Consider the following 17,063-nt stretch of genomic DNA (forward strand, 5'->3'; position numbering starts at 1 on the left):
TCATTTTTATCTCAGTGTACACACATTCTGAAACTGCAGCCCTCCATTTCCCTCTACCAAAAGCTGAACAGCTGATGAAGATGGTCCGGTTAATTGAAGTGTAATATTATTTGTTCCTTTTTGAAGCGGCACTCTTGTATAATAAATAGTATGCGGCAGACTTTGCCAGTTGCGGGTATCAGCTTTTTCCGTCGCAAAGTTGAAGATCTGCATCCCCAAGGCCAGCGCTTCACGGGCAGCTTTTTCTTTTTGCTCTTTCTTTTTTTGCTCCTCAGTTTTGTTTTTGTCTTCCTTTTCTTCCTTAGGTCGTAATGCTGCTTCGGCGAATTTTTTTACTGCCAGTCTTGTTAAGGTTGAAGACAATTCTTTGAGCATTCTTTCCTTTAGTGTTGCAAAAGCCAGGGTATTGATATTTTCTGCGGGCTCAAGCGAATAGTGTTGGTTATTCAATTGAAGATTGGCTCCTGAATAAAAAAGCGGTTGGGCCTCATACCTGGGCAGTGCCACCCGAAAACTGCGAAGATTTTCCAGCTTTATATCATTTGTATTGTAACCGCTCCTGTGATCAAACGGAATACTGTAAAGTCCACCGGCATCCTTAAACATAAAACTACCGCCAGCGTCTTTGAAAAGTGAGAAATAAATATCTTCCTGCTGTTTGACAGGCGCCAATCCATTTTCCCAAAATAAAATCACTTCTCCGCCGCCGGAATTTGTTTCATTGGAAAAGCTCGTGTTCAACAGTTTTTCATACCTGTTCAATTCATCTGTGAAACCACTTTGCCAGGCAGAACGAAGCAAGTCTTTTTTTAATTGATCGGGCATTTTCGTTCCGTAGTAACTGCCGTCTTTTTCAAGAAACACATCAGCGGCATTCCGATAGGCGATAAAAGCATTGTTCCAGTCGTTTGCTTTTTCATAGATCATACCCTGCAGCATGAGTGAAAAAGCATCTTCGGAATATTTGTTTTTACCTGTTTTGTCTTCCTGCGTATTGGTACGAAGAGTAATACGCCTGGCCTCTACCAATGCGTCCTCTGTATTTCCAAGCTGTAAATAATTTAATGCCTTATAATAGTGCACGAGATATTTTTCAAAATCCTCACCCTTATAGCTTTGCATCATAGGATTTAGCAAAGTGCCAAGGGCAATATCCTTTGCCGATGTCCCCGCAACTTCCATGATCAGGTCAGCTTCATTAAAATAGTTATTACTGCTGTCCCATTGTTGCAACAGGTGACATACCTTACCCCTTTCCAGCAGGTAAAGCAATTTGTTTCTATCTTTTTTTAAAAGCTTGTTATTGTCAAGCGAAACAGCCGCCTTTTCATAATTGCCCTCCCGGAGATTAGTATAGTAAATACCGACCTGCTTATTATAACTGGCACAGGAAGAAAGCATCAATACCAGTGCAATAAACAGCATTAGCTGATAAATATGTAACCGGGGAAGTGACATGTCAATACAGTCGCCTGGATAAAACGACGGCGAAAGCCTAGTTCTTTACGTATTTAGCTATTTTTTTCTCACCGATCCATACCACTTCATTGGTTTCAATATTGGTGAGTTCAAGATTAGTTTGATAATAGACTACTTTTTTTCTTTTATGCGAGTCAACGATTGAGTTGATAGAACCCTGAAGTATATAATCCGCCCCCTGCTCCAATCCAAATTTTTTCATGCTGCTGACACTGGCATTGGTTTGCTGGTCCGCTTTTTCGGCTCTTAGCTCTTCTCTTTTCTTACCGCCTTGTACCAACCTCACTTTCTGCGTGGTTACAAAAGAATTTTCTACATCTTTTACGAAAGTTTCCGCCTCAATATGCTCATGGCTTTTGTTGGAAACGAATCCTACAATCACAACTGGCCGCTGTCCACTTTTGGATGACAGGTGATCAGTAAGCCAATTTGCTCTTAGAATTGTATTAGTCATGTCTTCAGCTACGAGACGGGAATCGGTATTGTTCCAGCGTCCGCTGATATCTACCTGTTCAGCAGGGTCAATACGTGTTACCTTATGAGAGCAGCCGGCCAAAAAAATGACGCCTGAAAAGGTTAGCGCAAATAGTATATTTTTTTTCATTGGAATAATTTATAAGATAATGTAAGAAGATTAAAGATGTTTGTTGATTACTTCATGTTACCACCAAAAATTTAAACCATACCAGGGCGAAATGTGAAAGCGGTTTCCCCTGTAGTTATTGTAGTAACGACGGTGATAATTTCCGTGGTAATTGCCATAATAGTAAGGGTAGCCCATATTTCTTGCTCTTTCTAACCGAAGTTGCTGGCGAAACTCACGCCGATCGACTCTTGCTTCACGTCTGTCAGCTAACCAATCGATGGCCTTATAGTTTTGTTGCTGTGTCGTGCTATGCCACTCATTTAATGAATCGGCTATTTTCATATACTTTGACCTGCTGACAGCATAGTTGGGATTTTGATTAGGCGCCAGGTCCAGCTGGGCAAAACAAACCAGGTGGAGCAAAGAAACAACTGCAAAAAAAAGAGAATAGTGTAGAAACTTTTGCATAGCATCTGTTTTAGGTTGCAAAAAATTGTCAAGGCTAAAGTACTCTTCCGGCCGTTAAGCAGTAGTTAAATGTTGGTTTAAATGGGGATTTTGAGGTTTGAATTGAAAGCCTTCTTAGTTAAAACCCTCTTGCTTTTAAAAATTTTTCATTCCACTAAAAAAAATTAACTTTAAATAAGCAGGCTTGAAGAGAATTGTTAATCAGAAAAAGAAAAGCATATGAGAGGTGTAAATAGAGTAATGCTTATCGGCAACCTGGGTAAAGACCCGGATGTACAGTTCCTTGAAGGAAATATTGGTGTTGCAAAATTTCCACTGGCTACAACAGAAACATTTAAAGACAGAACGGGCAAGCTGGTATCTCAGACAGAGTGGCATACGGTGGTACTATGGCGCGGACTTGCCGAGTTGGCCCAAAAATATTTACATAAAAGCAGCCTCGTTTATATCGAAGGTCGTCTGCGAACCCGGAGTTGGGAGGATAAAGACGGCAACCGCAAATTTGCCACCGAGGTAGTGGGTGATAATCTCATCATGCTGGATAAGCGAATGGAAGGCACGAGCACACCTATTGATAGCAGCGGCATGGAAAACCTTGGCAGCGCTGATTCCCATCCACCTTTAGGAGATCCATCTGAAAACCTCCCTTTTTAAGGAGTATATAATTAAAACAATAACTTTGTTGTTAATATAACCGGCAGGCCGTTTTGACCTGCCTTTATAATTCAACCGATCACTAAAACACCTTGCATTGGAGAGTCATTCGATCATTAATTTTTTGCAAAATAGTTTCTCCTTCACCCTTCTCGCTACTAATCCACAAGGAGCCACCCTATTGGTTTTCCTGTTATTGGTGCTATTGCTGTTGGTGTTTACCATATCCGGGGCTGAAGTAGCCATATTTTCCTTAAATAATAAGGATATTAATATGTTGAAAACAAAACAGCATCCGGCGGCCAAACGCATTATCAATTTCCTGGATGAACCGAAGGAAGTTTTTGCCTCGCTGCTCATTGCCAGCACTTTTTTAAATATCTGTATGGTGGTGCTGGCAGGATTTTTAATCAACCAATATTTGCCCTACGGTACACTTAATATTTTTGGAAGTGAGTTCTGGAGTTACCTGTTCGAACTTTTGTTGAGGGTAGCTATTATCAGTTTCATATTGATCTTCCTGGGCCAGATTCTGCCAAAAGTGTGGGCTACCCAAAACAACCTTCGGTTTGCTTATGGATCGGCGGTAGTAGTAGAAGCGGTTCACCTTGTTTTTCGGCGTATCAGCCGATGGGTGGTGTCTTTGGCCGATGGTATTGGAAAAAGAATGGGCGCCAACAGGTCCGAGGCTGTTAGCATCCAGGAGTTGGATGCGGCTATTGATATAAAAACAGACGAAGAAGCTTCACTGGAAGAAAAAAATATCATGAAAAGCATAGTGAAGTTTGGAACCATTTCGGTAAAGCAGATCATGCGAAGCAGGCTGGAAATAAATGGTATCAACTACAACTCTTCCTTTAAGGAGTTAATTAATAAAGTGGAAAACCTGCACTACTCCCGTCTGCCGGTCTATAAGAACAACCTAGATGAAGTGGTGGGTATCATGAATACGAAAGACCTTATTCCGTTCCTGCAGGAAAGTGATGGGTTTGACTGGCACCCATTGATGCGCCATCCTTATTTTGTGCCGGAGTCAAAATTGATTGCCGATCTTCTTCGTGACTTTCAATCCAAGCGGGTTCATTTTGCTGTAGTGGTGGATGAATTTGGTGGTACCAGTGGTATTGTTACCATGGAAGATATTATGGAAGAAGTGATAGGTGACATAAAAGATGAATTCGATGAAGAGGAGAGCTCAAATCCTAAGCTGGATGATAATAACTATGTATTTGAAGGGAAGACTATGATACATGATATGTGTAAAATAATGCATTTGCCCATGGATACATTTGATAAGGTAAGAGGTGAAAGTGAATCGGTGGGTGGTTTGGTACTGGAACTTGCCGGTGAGTTTCCAAAGGTGAATGATGTAATCAATGCCGGCGATTTTGAGTTTACGGTCATGGAGTCTGATAAAAACCGCCTGAAGCTGGTAAAAGTAACTGTAAAAAAATAGTAATAATCTCCTGATGAATATTCGCTTTTTTTCTTTCTCCCTTTTTTTCTTAAGCTTAATAGCGTTTCTTTTTTCTTGCAACAGCCCTTATACGTATAAGAAAACAGGTTATTTCCATATTGATTTTCCTGAAAAAAAATACCAGCCGTTTAATGAGCCCGGTTATCCTTACACTTTTGAATACCCGGTGTACTCCACGGTTTCAAAAGACACTTCTTTTTTCGATGCCAGGCCTGAAAATGAATGGTGGCTCAATATCGATATTCCCCGTTTTGGTGGACGTATTTATATCAGTTATAAAGAAGTACAAAAAAATAATTTTGATTCCCTGGTGAATGATGGATTTAAGATGGCCTATAAACAACATACCGACGTTTCCACCGGTATTAATGACAGCCTGGTGCGGACGCCGAATGGCGTTGAGGGAATTTATTTTTCATTGAGTGGCAATACTGCAACAGCCAATCAATTTTTCCTGACCGACTCCACCCGGCATTTTCTCCGCGGTGCTTTATATTTTAATGCTTCACCCAATGAAGATTCGCTGGGCATAGTCAATGATTTTCTAAAAAAAGATCTGTTACACCTGATTAATACATTGAAGTGGAAATAAAAATCCTCCCCGAAAGGAGGATTGGATAAGGAACCTCATCATCATTCTGCACTTTTATTTTTAAGTTTAGTCTTTTGATTTTGCCGGCGGAGTTATTTCCTGGTCTTCGCGAAGCGGGGCACGGCTGAATTCTTTATAATGGATCTTTTTTGTTGCCGTTGCTTTCCGTGTTTTCAAAAGTGGTGCGGAAGTTTTTTTGTTGCTTGCCTCCGGCTTCGTCCTTTCTTTTTTTGCAATAGTTTCTTCCTGCTTGTCGGGCTTTACCTGCTGAGCCGGCGTTACTACAGGAGTTTGCTTTTTTTCTTCATACATTTTTTGGAACGACGCCGACCGGGATGCTTTTTTGTAGTCAACAAATCCGTAGACACTTGCGCCGATCATTAATGCGGCGCCAACGTAGAGAACTGGTTTCATAATTTCTAAAGTTTAAAGGTTTATGAGAAAAATTTTTAATCGTCAGGTTGTAAAAGTTTTTAAGTAGACCCTGCTTTTTTGGTAGATGATCCCTTCTGCAAAAAGCATATTGCCTATTACACTGATCCAAAGTGACAACTCATAGTTCTCCAGGTGACCCCAGCCCAACAAGTAAAACAGGATATGATAAATACGGAACGTAACCGCTGTCATGGCCATAGCATAGGATCGCATCATCCAGATCTTGTGTGCCAGAACATTTTTCTTTCTTATGGTAGTGAGGCCGTATAGGGTTGTAATAAACCAGGTGAGGGCCATGAAAAGAAATAGGCTTCTTTCCCAAATGCTTCCCTTTGCAAAAAATGACAGATAAAGACCAGTAGGTGCACCAAGAAATAGCACAACAAATACGTATGCTCTGCCCGACCAACGGTGAATAGCTCTTGATCTTTTCAGTATATATCTTGAAAACTGTATGAGAGCAGTCAGAATGCAGATAGCGCCTGCAAAAATGTGAATATAAAATGCGTTGTTGTAAACACTGTTAGAAAACAGCAGGCTTCTTTCTTCGATAAAACTAAAATCCTTGCTGAATGAAAAATAAGGAATGGTATTATAAACAAGTAAAAGGCTAAACGCTGTGACCGGTATCCAAAATAATAACTGGAAAAACACTTTAACCGATTGTTGGAGAGTAAGCCGCCTCGAGTTAGGCATACAGTTGGTTTTTTGCTTTAGATGCGGCCTTTTTCGCAGTTCACACAAACCCGCTGTTAGTACTTTGTTAAATGGAAATTTTATTACCGGGTGATCTTTGGAGCATAAGATGATTCATTACCTACTTAATACAAGCGGCCAATAGCCTTCGGAGCAAAGGGCTAATGGGCAAGGTTTTGAGCCGTAACAGGTGCACTGTGAAGTAAACATTATCTTTGCGAAAATTGAATATTGTGATAGTGATTGATAACATACTGATCAGTGATGATGTGGTTGAAAGACAATTTGTTTGTGATCTTTCCAAATGCAAGGGTGGCTGTTGTGAAGATGGTGATGCCGGGGCGCCTTTGGAAAATAAGGAGCTAAAGGTCATTGATGAAGTGTATGACAAAGTGAGGCCTTACCTTACTGAATCCGCCATTGAAGAAATCGGGAAAAAAGGCCTCTACGTTTATGATAGGGAATTTGGCTGGGTCACACCAACTCTTCCCAGCGACAACGAAATATGTGTATATGCATACCGGGAACCGAATGGCCTTATCAAATGCGCTTTTGAACAGGCTTATTATGATGGCATCATCGACTGGAAAAAACCAATCAGTTGTCATCTGTACCCCATTATTGCCAAGCCAGGCAAGCATGGTGATTATGAAAGAGTGAACTACTCACCAAGGGAAAAAATGTGTAGCCCTGCCTGCAAACTGGGTGAAAAATTAAAAATTCCGGTTTACCAGTTTTTAAAAGAACCATTGACCCGTAAATTCGGGTCAGCTTTTTACGAAACTTTGGATACCATCGCAAAAGATTATTACGAAGTAAAAGAAAAGTAACTACTGTGAAAGAAACCGCTGCAGCCTTTAAGACGAAAAGCATAGCAAAAGCCGCCGACCGTAACCATCGCAAGACCATCAACTTCAACATGGGCAAATACAATGCTGCGGTGCCGCAGGGCAAAATGCAGTTTGCCGGGTTACATCTTGCCAGGGAAAGAGCCAAGAATATTAAATGGCGGGCTATTGAAACTCTGGATATGCAGTTGGAAAATTTCGAGTTAACCATTACCAACCGGGGGGCTAAAGTGATATGGGCTGAAGATGCTCAACAGGCTTTGGAAGAAATTGGCAAGATCTGCGAAGAAAAAAATTGTAAGACCATTGTCAAGAGCAAAAGCATGGCCACCGAGGAAATTCATCTCAATGAATTTCTTGAAAAAAAAAGGATTGAAAGTATAGAAACGGACCTGGGAGAATATATACAGCAGTTGGCTGGCGAACCACCTTATCACATTGTTACACCGGCCATGCATAAAAGCAAAGAAGATATTGCTCAACTCTTTGCCGAAAAACTCGGAACCGATCCGCAGCTTACACCTGAGCAGCTCACTCTTGTTGCCAGGGATATTTTGCGGGAGAAATATCGCCAGGCGGAGATAGGAATCACCGGCGCCAACTTTATCATTGCAGATATTGGTGGCATTGCTATTACGGAAAACGAAGGCAATGGACGATTGAGCTGTTCTATGCCGAAAACACATATCGTGGTGGTGGGTATTGAAAAAGTAATTCCCTCCATGACAGACCTCGGTTTGTTTTGGCCATTGCTGGCTACTTATGGAACTGGCCAGCGTATCACTTCATATAATACGATCGTTACCGGCCCCAGGCAACCGGGAGAATCGGATGGCCCTGAAGAGATGTATGTGATCCTGATGGACAATGGCCGTACCAACATACTGGCCAATGAAAAGGCAAGGGAAAGCCTGTATTGTATCCGATGCGGCGCTTGTCTGAATGCCTGCCCCGTATATAAAAATATTGGCGGGCATACCTATGCGTCTACCTACAGTGGGCCCATCGGCGCTGTTATCACTCCACATCTTAAGGACATGGGTGAGTGGAAACATTTAAGTAATGCCTCATCGTTATGCGGCAATTGTACCGAAGTGTGCGCCGTAAAAATAAATCTGCACGAGCTATTATTGGAAAACAGGCATGAAGCCGTAGAAGAAGGTGCTGCCGATTTTTCAGAAAAAATGATTTGGAAAATGTGGAAGCAAGCGATGCTTCGCCGCTCCTGGATGAATATGTCAGGTGGTGGTACCAAAAGTTGGTTCATCAATAAAGTAGCAGGAGCGTGGACCAAACATCGTGGTAAGCTTGAATTTCCCAAAAAATCATTTAACCAGCAATGGAAGGAAAAGAATGGCAAATAGTTATTTTGCATAGGTGCTGATATACACTACAAAAATTACTCCCCGCCTCCAATACGTGGCTGATTTTTTCGGAAAGGAAATTATCGGAAAGCCATTCGAATTAACAACGGATAAAGACTTTTATGCCGGAAGCAATGTTCCAAAGATCAATTATAGCCCGGAGAGAAAATCAACAGATGAGGTTTGGTTACAACCGCATTCCCTGTTATTCGAATCCGGTATCAGCGATCAGGCGTTAAAAATTTTTGAAGTAAATGGCAACAAAGCATTTTTCAGGACAGGAGGAGAATTGAGCTTTGATATTTTTGCTGCTTCTTTTTATTTGCTAAGCCGCTACGAAGAATACCTTCCTCATCAAAAAGATATGTATGACCGTTATGCCCATGAAAACTCTTTGGCCTTCAGGGAAGGATTTTTAGATAAGCCCCTGGTCAATCTTTGGATAAGAAGTTTCAAAGAGACATTAAAACAAAAATTTCCCTCTCTCATCCTTCATTACTCAGCATTCACATTTCTTCCGACTTATGATATTGATATTGCCTGGTCCTATAAATGTAAAGGATGGCGGCGCAGTTTGGGTGGCTTGGTGCAGTCACTCATTAAGCGTAATTGGAAGCAGGCGAAAGAAAGAATTGCGGTGCTTCGGGGTAAGGTAAAAGATCCTTTTGACACTTATGACTGGCTACATCGCCTGCATGAAGAAAATCGGGTGAAGCCGTATTACTTTTTTTTAGTGGCAGAGAAGAATGGTAGGTACGATAAAAATATTTTGCCGCAACAAAAAGCCTTGCAGACGTTGATCGGTGATCATATCATTCGTTACCCTGTCGGTATTCATCCTTCATGGCGAAGCGGTGATGAGCATGAGTTGTTGGAAAAAGAAATGAATACTTTATCAAACTTTACAGGTAATAAAATTCTTTCGTCACGACAACACTATATTCGTTTCACTTTACCGGGAACTTTCCGACGGCTGATTGATAATGGTATCCAGTTTGATTTTTCAATGGGGTATGGCAGTATCAATGGGTTCAGGGCTTCTGCCGCCACGCCTTTTTATTGGTATGATTTGGAAAAAGAACAAACAACGAATTTGATGCTGTTTCCTTTCTGTTTTATGGAGGCAAACTCCTTTTATGAACAAAAATATTCGGCCCAACAGGCGTTGGATGAAATGAGATACTACTATAATGTGGTCAGATCAGTGAACGGCACTTTTATTATGATCTGGCACAACCACTTCCTGGGAACAGACAAACTCTTTACCGGGTGGAAAGAAGTGTATGAACAGTTTATTAAAGAAACAGGAAAATAGTTTATGCTGAAATTCTTTTAGGACCAGGGGTTCAAACTCCCTCGGCTTCCGGCATTGTTGATACCGGTACCTTATAAGCCTGATTAACCAGGTACACGCCAAGTAACGTTACCAGGCCACCGGCAATCATAAATATGGTAAGGGTTTCTGAAAAAATCATCCAACCCAGCAGTATGGCGACTATCGGATTAATATAGGCATATAAGGAAGCTTGTTCAGTAGAAAGCCTTTGCAGTGCATATAAATAGGCCATAAAAGAAATAACGGAGCCGAATACAGCCAGGTAAATGATAGCGGCCCATGCTTGCCAGGGAATCGAAACAACCGGCATTGTTTGGCCAGTGCCATACGCAATACCAGACAATGTAATTCCTGAAATCATCATTTGTAATCCGATGCTGAAATAAGGATTAAAACCTGCTGCATGTTTTTTTGTATAGATCGTTCCAAACGCCCAAGCCCAGGTAGCAGCCAGCGACAACAGAATACCAAATCGAAAGTCGGCGACAAAGAAATCCTGTAAGTGCTGATAGAAAATAATGCAGATCCCAACAAATCCAAGTGACAAACCCGTAATTGCTTTACCCGGAATTCCTGACCTTGCAGAAAACAATCCAATCACCACGATCCATAATGGGAAAATAGAACCGATGATCGCTCCAAGTCCGGCCGATATATATTTAACACCCCAGGTGCTTAACCCGTTGGCCAATAAAAAATTTAGAAAACTTAGTATAACAATGGATTGCCATTCTTTTCCTCCCGGCCATCTTTCGCCCTTAGCAACAAAATATAAAACATAAAAGAGCCCACCGAGTGTTTGACGGATGCCGGCTAACTGCAATGGCGGCATATAACGTACTCCCTCTTTGGAGCCGATCCATGTGGTACCCCACAGCAAGCACACAAGTGCAAGACAAAAAATGGCCTTTGCCCGTGTTCCTTTTTTATGAATAGTAAGGGGATTCAGCACCGACATTGTCTTTAGTGATTTGCCGGCTGGCTTTAAAATAACTTTATTGAGATCCCAAAAAGCCATCTTGTAGTTCGGGAGTTAATTTTTTTTTCCAGGAATCCAGTTTACAGCGATTGAAATGGTTGTATCCGCTGCCTTATCCTCCTAATCCTTTTAATCCTCCCAAATCCAGGTTCACACCTAATGTTTAAAATGCCGCATGCCTGTTATCACCATCGCAAGATTATGTTCTTTGCAATAATCAATGGAATCTTTATCCCTGATGGAACCACCGGGTTGAATAAATGCAGCGATGCCTGCTTCATTTCCTAATTGTACACAGTCGTTGAAAGGGAAAAATGCATCACTGGCCATCACAGCTCCCCTTAGGTCAAATTTGAATTGTTTTGCTTTTTCAACTGCCTGGCGCAAGGAATCGATACGACTTGTTTGTCCGCAGCCTTTACCCACCAGTTGTTTATTTTTGACCAATGCGATCGCATTTGACTTTAAATGTTTGCAGACTATGTTGGCAAATTCGAGGTCAGCTTTTTCGGCAGCAGTTGTTTCTCTTCCGCCAGCTTCGTTCCATTCTTTATAATTTCCTTCATCAATTCCCTGCACCAACACGCCATTCAAGACTGATTTATATTGTTCCTTTGCGGCTGGTTGAGATTTTAATTGCAGCAGTATCCTGTTTTTCTTCGATTTTAAAATCACTAATGCGCCCTCATCAAATGATGGGGCTATCAACACTTCAAAAAATATTTCATTAATAGCTTCCGCAGTTGCTTTATCAACGGTGCCGTTTGTAACCAATACACCACCAAAGGCACTTTCCGGATCTCCGGCAAGCGCAGCATCCCAGCTTTCTTTCGTAGTAGCCCTCTGGGATACGCCGCAAACGTTGGTATGTTTAATGATCGCAAAAACGGGCTGGCTTTGGTGGGGGCCAAATTCACCAATCAATTGCACGGCCGCATCTACATCAACCAGGTTGTTATAAGAAAGTTCTTTGCCGTTTAACTGGGAAAATAATTGATCAAGGTTGCCATAGAAAACACCTGACTGATGTGGATTTTCACCATAGCGCATTGTTTTTGGATCCGTGATCGACTCTAAAAAATGCAATGATTCAGCAGGGTTAAAATATTTTGCGATTACCACATCGTAATGAGCAACTGTTTCGAATGCTTTGGCAGCAAATGCTTTTCGTTGCTCGAGTGTTGTCTCGCCTTTTTGATCTTTTAGTAATTGTTCTAATAATGCATAGTCCTTTTTTGCAGCGACCACAACTACATCTTTAAAATTTTTAGCTGCTCCACGGATCATGGATGGGCCACCAATGTCAATTTTTTCAATAATTGCTTTTTCATCTGTTGTAGACGCAACCGTTTCCTCAAATGGATAGAGATCGACGATCACCAAATCAATTTCAGGGATATTGTATTGCTTCATTTCCTGCACATGGGTTTCATCCTCTCTTTTTCCTAAAATGCCGCCAAAAACGGATGGATGCAATGTTTTTACCCTGCCGCCTAAAATAGAAGGGTAAGAGGTAAGGTCCTCAACAGGTACTACGTTGATCCCCAATTTTTCAATAAACGATTGCGTACCTCCGGTTGAATAGATAGTGATGCCCAATTCAGCCAATGTCTTTACAATTGGCTCAAGGCCATCTTTATAGAAAACAGAAATAAGTGCAGATTGAATCTTTTTTGTCATAACTAGTAATTAAAAAAGGCGGGCAAATCGCTAAAGAGCCGCAAAAGTAGTTTAATTCAGGTTCATCACAAAAGCCCCTTTCTCCGTGACATCATGATAAGGAATGTTGAGTGAGTCGCAATCTTTTTTCCAAAAATTTACCCGCCAGGGTTGAAGCGACCCGTCGAAAACTACCTGCTTTATTTCGTAGGAAGTGTGAAGCCGGGGAATATACAATTTGGGATTTTTTGAAATGATCAAAACATCAATCGAATGCTTGGGGCCGGCTTTGCTATAGTGTACGGTGCTGTCAAGCAGCATAATTTTTTTACTGCCGGGGGAGAAGTAATGACCCTGAAAATTGAGGTTATCCATCTCCGGGGCCGGTTCAGTTCTGTGCAGAATTCGTGACGGTTTCAAATGAAAGTTTCTGATGAAGTCGTCTTTCAACAAATCGCTGTCACCACAAAAAATAAACTGGCGCCCCGTAATAAAATCAATAGCCTGGCGTTGCGGCACGTTATAGACAATAAGCTTTTGTTGATCGACAGCCTGCCAAAATGAAATACTGCGGATAGTAAAAAATAGAAGCAAGCCAATAAGACCTGTTATTAAGCCTGGTTTCTTTTTCTCAAGCAACCAATAACTAAAACCGGCTATAGAAATAAAGAGAACGAGGACCTGCATGATATTTACCTGCAATCCATCCCACAAAGAAAAAGGTAAAGCCTCTATTCGTTCCACCCAGCCATTCATTACCCAAATAAGCCAGGATATAAGTTTGCCGATAAATGAAGCGACAAACGGGACAAACGATAAGACGCAAAGAAAAATTTCGCCGACCAGTATGATACTTGATAACGGTACCGCCACGAAATTAGTAAGCAAGAAATGCATAGGAAACTGATGAAAATGGTAAATACTAACTGGTAGAGTTAGTATTTGAGCTGCAATTGTAACAGCATTGATTTTCCAAATAAAATCAAGCGCTTTATTCTTCACATAAAACCATTGATAAACAGGCTTCATGAAAACAACAATGCTTAAAACGGCGGAGTAGGAAAGTTGAAATCCGACATCCCAAAGCCAATAAGGATTATAACAAAGCAATAGAAAGGCTGAAAAGGCCAATGTATTATAAATGGAAGTTTTTTTAACAAGGCTATCTCCCAATGCCAGGCAGGTAAACATAACTGCGGACCGGAGAATGGAAGGCTGCGCTCCTGCTAAAAAACTAAACAACCATAATCCACTAATAACAATAACCGGTTTCAACCATTTGCAATAGGGTTGCTTTTGCAGTGGCTTTAATAATAATAGCAGCAACCAATATATCAGTCCCAGGTGAAGCCCGGAAATAGCAATAATATGTACGACGCCGGTATTGGTATAGGATTGAACAAGTGTTTTATCAAGGTCGTCTTTATAGCCAATCAGTAATGCTTCTGCCAGGCCCAGCTCTTTTTCACCTTTGATAGTTGACCGGAGAATATCCAGCACGTTTTCTCTTGATGCATATATAAATTCCTTCCATTTTTGTTTCTTCTTTTCATTGAGTACCACAAATTCTCCGGCTTTAAGGTATACCTGGTGTGTCATTCCATGGAATAGGGAATAACGCTTGTAATCAAAACCGCCGGGGTTTCCGGAATTTTTAATTTCCTGTAGTGATTTCCTGAAAATGATCTGTGATCCATATTTCAGCCTGGATATGGAGGAGTCTTTTTGGAAATAGATAATTGTTTTGCCTTTAACAGGGACTGCACCGCCATTTTTTATCAGTGATGATATCGTTGCGTCGGCCTTGAATGATTTGGTTTTCTCCGCCAGGGGTTCTTCAATTGTTGCGACCACGACATCCTGTTCATTGTATAGATGACCCATCCAATTTGGATTGTTCCTGATATCGTTATTAAAGACAAGAATGGCTCCCAGTGATAAAAATGGAATCATAATAAATAAGCCATTTAAAGCACCAAGATGATATCGCTTAAAAAGCGGGAGGTAAAAAAATGACAGGGTGGCTAGAAAAGAGACAGCAAATAAAATCAGCCAGGCTGTTATCGGTACCTGGCAATACCACTGAAAGACAATGCCAATTATCAGTGCAAGCAGCAGCCGGATAAAGGGTGTTCTTTTTAGAAAGTAATGGTTGGACGATGGCATAAGAGAAGCTACTTCAAATCTTTAAATCCTGCAACACTATTTAATAGCGAATTTTTGTGCTGGTTCATGGGTTATTAATGGAAAAAAATCAGTTTTCCCACCCCGGGAGCTTTCGTTTTTATACGGTCAGATTAGCATTTTTTTTACGGGTAATTTTCGCTTTTTTCACGGATTTTTTTTCATAAAATCATCGCTAATATTTGACAATCCAAATGTTATAAATTAATTTAATTTATAATTGTTTGCTTTTTTATAGTTTATAAAAAAGATTGTCATGCCCTCCTTAATAGATTTACCCGACAAACAATTTTACGATCATCTTAAAAATTAAGGCCATGACAAAGACACAAAAAAAATCGCTAATATCCGGGAAGCAGGTTGACACAAGGCATGTCGATACTGTCGTCAAAAATTATAAACAACAGCGATGGGTGCATAACTCCAGGCGGTTGGGAAAAGAGGATTCCCTCAGCGTTTGGTATAGTATTGAGGAGTTGGAGCGTTTTATTGAAAAAAGCAAAGAGCATGGTGCCGATGGTATCAAATTATATTTTGGGGCGTACGACCAGGATTATAAAGAGCAACCCTTGTATGCCGGAAGGCAAACAATTGTTTTGGTGGCCACAAAACATAAAGTATCAGAAGCCGGCGAGTCAAACAAAGACATATACATCAGCACAGAAAAGGGATCAAGTATTTTGGCATGGAATGCAGGAAGTATCTGCCCACCTTATTGTGGTAAAGACGATTTCGGAGGCGTTGGAATTACCATTATTGACAAAGGAGAGGACGGAATCATTGTAGCCTAAATTGAAAACCATATAAACCTTTCCTAAGTACCTCCCGTAAATGGGAGGTTTTTTATTTATAATGCTAATTTTAAACTTTTAATAAATGAGATGCTTTCTTTTCCTTTATATATATACTTTATCGCCATCAGCTTTTTGGTCAGCCTGACAGTTTATTTAAACAGGCGACAAACACCATTATACCTTTTGCTATTTCCTCCTTTTCTCATAACGACCTTAACTGTTGAGATTATAGGAGCCAGGTTGTCGGACCGGCAGCAACCCAACGTTTGGTTATACAATTTCTTTACTGTATTTGAGTTTTGCTTTTATCTTTTATTAGTAAGTTTTATTATTGGTAATCATAAAATGAAACTTGTACTGCGTTATACCTTATTGTTGTATGCCATGGCAGCTTCAGGTAATATAATTTTCATTCAGCGAATAGGTGCATTTCATACGGTTACTTATTCTATCGGATGTTTGCTGATAGTGGCCGCATGTGTTTATTATTTTTTTGAGCTATTCAAAATACCACAAGCCATCAAGCTGAAGAACACTCCGGCATTTTGGATTTGTTCCGGGCTGTTATTTTTTTATTGTTGCGGTTTTCCTTTATATGGCCTGACAAATTTTCTAAGCAGTATCTCGGCCCTTGTTATCAAAAATTTCTATGCCATCATCATCATCTTAAATATATTTTTATACTCGCTATATACTATTGCATTTTTATGCCGACTCAAAACCAGGAAATATATTTCGTAACGATCATAGGCATCATCCTGGGTCTGTTGCTGGTAGGCTTTATTGTTACCATCCTTTTTTTGTATCAACGGAGACAGCAACGGCAGGAACAGGAGTTGGAAAAGATACGGGCAATCTATGAAAAGGAAGCGCTGCGGTCGCAACTGGAAATCCAGGAAAACACCTTCAAATCTATCGCCCAGGAACTGCATGATAATATTGGCCAGATGTTATCAGTGACTAAACTTACTTTATCCATCTTGCCAATTGAGAAGGGCCATCCTGCTGCAGAGCCACTTCGTCATTCGCAGGAAGTTTTAAATAAAGCGATTGTAGATCTTTCTAATCTCACTAAGGGGCTTCATACTGACCGCATTGCCCAGGTAGGCCTGGCCGAGTCTATCCAGTTTGAATTATATGCATTAAAAAATGCAGGTATATTGCAGGTTCATTTTCACCGGGAGGGTACTGAAATACCGTTTAATGAAGAAAAATCCATTTTCTTGTTTCGTATTTTCCAGGAAACAGTCAATAATATTTTAAAACATGCCAAGGCAAGCGAAGTGGGTGTCAATTTGGACTATCAGCCGGACCTTTTTTGCCTGGAGATAAAAGATAACGGTATTGGATTTAACGTGACGGAAAAACAACAGTCCACCACTTCTTATAAGGGTGTCGGATTAAAAAGTATGTTTAACCGGGCACAACTAATCGGCGCACAAATAGCCATCGACAGTAAACCCGGGAGTGGAACAAAAACAACGATCAGGCTTCCCCTGAATGCAGAATAAA

Annotated in this window: 16 protein-coding genes; 8 read left to right on the plus strand and 8 right to left on the minus strand. The window is 40.8% G+C overall.

All coding sequences use genetic code 11. The annotated features are described in order from the left end of the window. Positions 1-6: 6 nt before the first annotated feature. The 3 genes from ACFEL9_RS16550 to ACFEL9_RS16560 form a co-directional block, all read right to left on the minus strand. A complete protein-coding gene (locus ACFEL9_RS16550) occupies positions 7-1,425 on the minus strand; it encodes a COG3014 family protein (protein ID WP_385892329.1) in 1,419 nt (472 codons plus the stop codon). A 70-nt stretch (positions 1,426-1,495) separates the two neighbouring features. Next, a complete protein-coding gene (locus ACFEL9_RS16555; protein ID WP_276503069.1) occupies positions 1,496-2,083 on the minus strand; it encodes a penicillin-binding protein activator LpoB in 588 nt (195 codons plus the stop codon). Positions 2,084-2,140: 57 nt separating this feature from the next. After that, entirely contained in the window at positions 2,141-2,533 is a 393-nt protein-coding gene (locus tag ACFEL9_RS16560; protein ID WP_385892331.1) for a hypothetical protein, read from the minus strand. A 219-nt stretch (positions 2,534-2,752) separates the two neighbouring features. Here ACFEL9_RS16560 and ACFEL9_RS16565 point away from each other — a divergent pair, with 219 nt between their 5' ends. The 3 genes from ACFEL9_RS16565 (at position 2,753) to gldD (ending at position 5,256) form a co-directional block, all read left to right on the plus strand. After that, complete coding sequence (locus ACFEL9_RS16565; RefSeq protein ID WP_385892334.1) at positions 2,753-3,187, plus strand: single-stranded DNA-binding protein; 435 nt, start codon at positions 2,753-2,755, stop codon at positions 3,185-3,187. Between the two features lie 97 nt (positions 3,188-3,284). Further along, positions 3,285-4,643 carry a gliding motility-associated protein GldE gene (gldE, locus tag ACFEL9_RS16570; protein ID WP_385892336.1) on the plus strand — a complete coding sequence of 453 codons (1,359 nt, stop codon included), beginning with the start codon at positions 3,285-3,287 and terminating at the stop codon, positions 4,641-4,643. Positions 4,644-4,656: 13 nt separating this feature from the next. Beyond that, complete coding sequence (gene gldD / locus ACFEL9_RS16575) at positions 4,657-5,256, plus strand: gliding motility lipoprotein GldD (protein WP_385892339.1); 600 nt, start codon at positions 4,657-4,659, stop codon at positions 5,254-5,256. 66 nt (positions 5,257-5,322) lie between these two features. On the opposite strand, the gene ACFEL9_RS16580 is transcribed toward gldD, so the two are convergent. Both ACFEL9_RS16580 and ACFEL9_RS16585 read right to left on the minus strand, forming a co-directional pair. Further along, a complete protein-coding gene (locus ACFEL9_RS16580) occupies positions 5,323-5,670 on the minus strand; it encodes a hypothetical protein (protein ID WP_385892341.1) in 348 nt (115 codons plus the stop codon). 42 nt (positions 5,671-5,712) lie between these two features. After that, on the minus strand, positions 5,713-6,387 hold the full coding sequence (locus tag ACFEL9_RS16585; RefSeq protein WP_385892342.1) for a DUF2306 domain-containing protein: 675 nt from the start codon (positions 6,385-6,387) through the stop codon (positions 5,713-5,715). A gap of 215 nt (positions 6,388-6,602) precedes the next feature. On the opposite strand from ACFEL9_RS16585, the gene ACFEL9_RS16590 reads away from it, so the two are divergent. The 3 genes from ACFEL9_RS16590 to ACFEL9_RS16600 are packed head-to-tail and all read left to right on the plus strand — an operon-like array spanning position 6,603 to position 9,914. Beyond that, positions 6,603-7,217, plus strand: a complete 615-nt coding sequence (locus tag ACFEL9_RS16590; protein WP_385892344.1) for a DUF3109 family protein — start codon at positions 6,603-6,605, stop codon at positions 7,215-7,217. A gap of 5 nt (positions 7,218-7,222) precedes the next feature. Continuing rightward, positions 7,223-8,599 carry a LutB/LldF family L-lactate oxidation iron-sulfur protein gene (locus tag ACFEL9_RS16595; RefSeq protein ID WP_385892346.1) on the plus strand — a complete coding sequence of 459 codons (1,377 nt, stop codon included), beginning with the start codon at positions 7,223-7,225 and terminating at the stop codon, positions 8,597-8,599. A gap of 13 nt (positions 8,600-8,612) precedes the next feature. Beyond that, positions 8,613-9,914, plus strand: coding sequence for a polysaccharide deacetylase family protein (locus ACFEL9_RS16600; protein ID WP_512701519.1), 1,302 nt, complete (start codon positions 8,613-8,615; stop codon positions 9,912-9,914). A 31-nt stretch (positions 9,915-9,945) separates the two neighbouring features. Here ACFEL9_RS16600 and ACFEL9_RS16605 read toward each other — a convergent pair whose 3' ends face one another. The 3 genes from ACFEL9_RS16605 to ACFEL9_RS16615 form a co-directional block, all read right to left on the minus strand. After that, positions 9,946-10,953: a DMT family transporter gene (locus ACFEL9_RS16605; protein ID WP_385892352.1), complete on the minus strand. Its 1,008-nt coding sequence runs from the start codon at positions 10,951-10,953 to the stop codon at positions 9,946-9,948. A gap of 117 nt (positions 10,954-11,070) precedes the next feature. Next, positions 11,071-12,594 carry a bifunctional phosphoribosylaminoimidazolecarboxamide formyltransferase/IMP cyclohydrolase gene (gene purH / locus ACFEL9_RS16610; RefSeq protein WP_385892354.1) on the minus strand — a complete coding sequence of 508 codons (1,524 nt, stop codon included), beginning with the start codon at positions 12,592-12,594 and terminating at the stop codon, positions 11,071-11,073. A gap of 51 nt (positions 12,595-12,645) precedes the next feature. Further along, the gene (locus ACFEL9_RS16615; protein WP_385892357.1) at positions 12,646-14,739 is read right to left on the minus strand and encodes a ComEC/Rec2 family competence protein; all 2,094 of its coding nucleotides are present in this window, start codon (positions 14,737-14,739) and stop codon (positions 12,646-12,648) included. Positions 14,740-15,074: 335 nt separating this feature from the next. Between ACFEL9_RS16615 and ACFEL9_RS16620 the strand changes: the two genes are divergently transcribed. Next, positions 15,075-15,548: a hypothetical protein gene (locus ACFEL9_RS16620; protein ID WP_385892359.1), complete on the plus strand. Its 474-nt coding sequence runs from the start codon at positions 15,075-15,077 to the stop codon at positions 15,546-15,548. Between the two features lie 710 nt (positions 15,549-16,258). Continuing rightward, on the plus strand, positions 16,259-17,062 hold the full coding sequence (locus ACFEL9_RS16625) for a sensor histidine kinase (RefSeq protein WP_385892361.1): 804 nt from the start codon (positions 16,259-16,261) through the stop codon (positions 17,060-17,062). Position 17,063 lies beyond the last annotated feature (1 nt).

The organism is Terrimonas alba, assembly GCF_042434975.1.
GTDB lineage: Bacteria > Bacteroidota > Bacteroidia > Chitinophagales > Chitinophagaceae > Terrimonas_B > Terrimonas_B alba.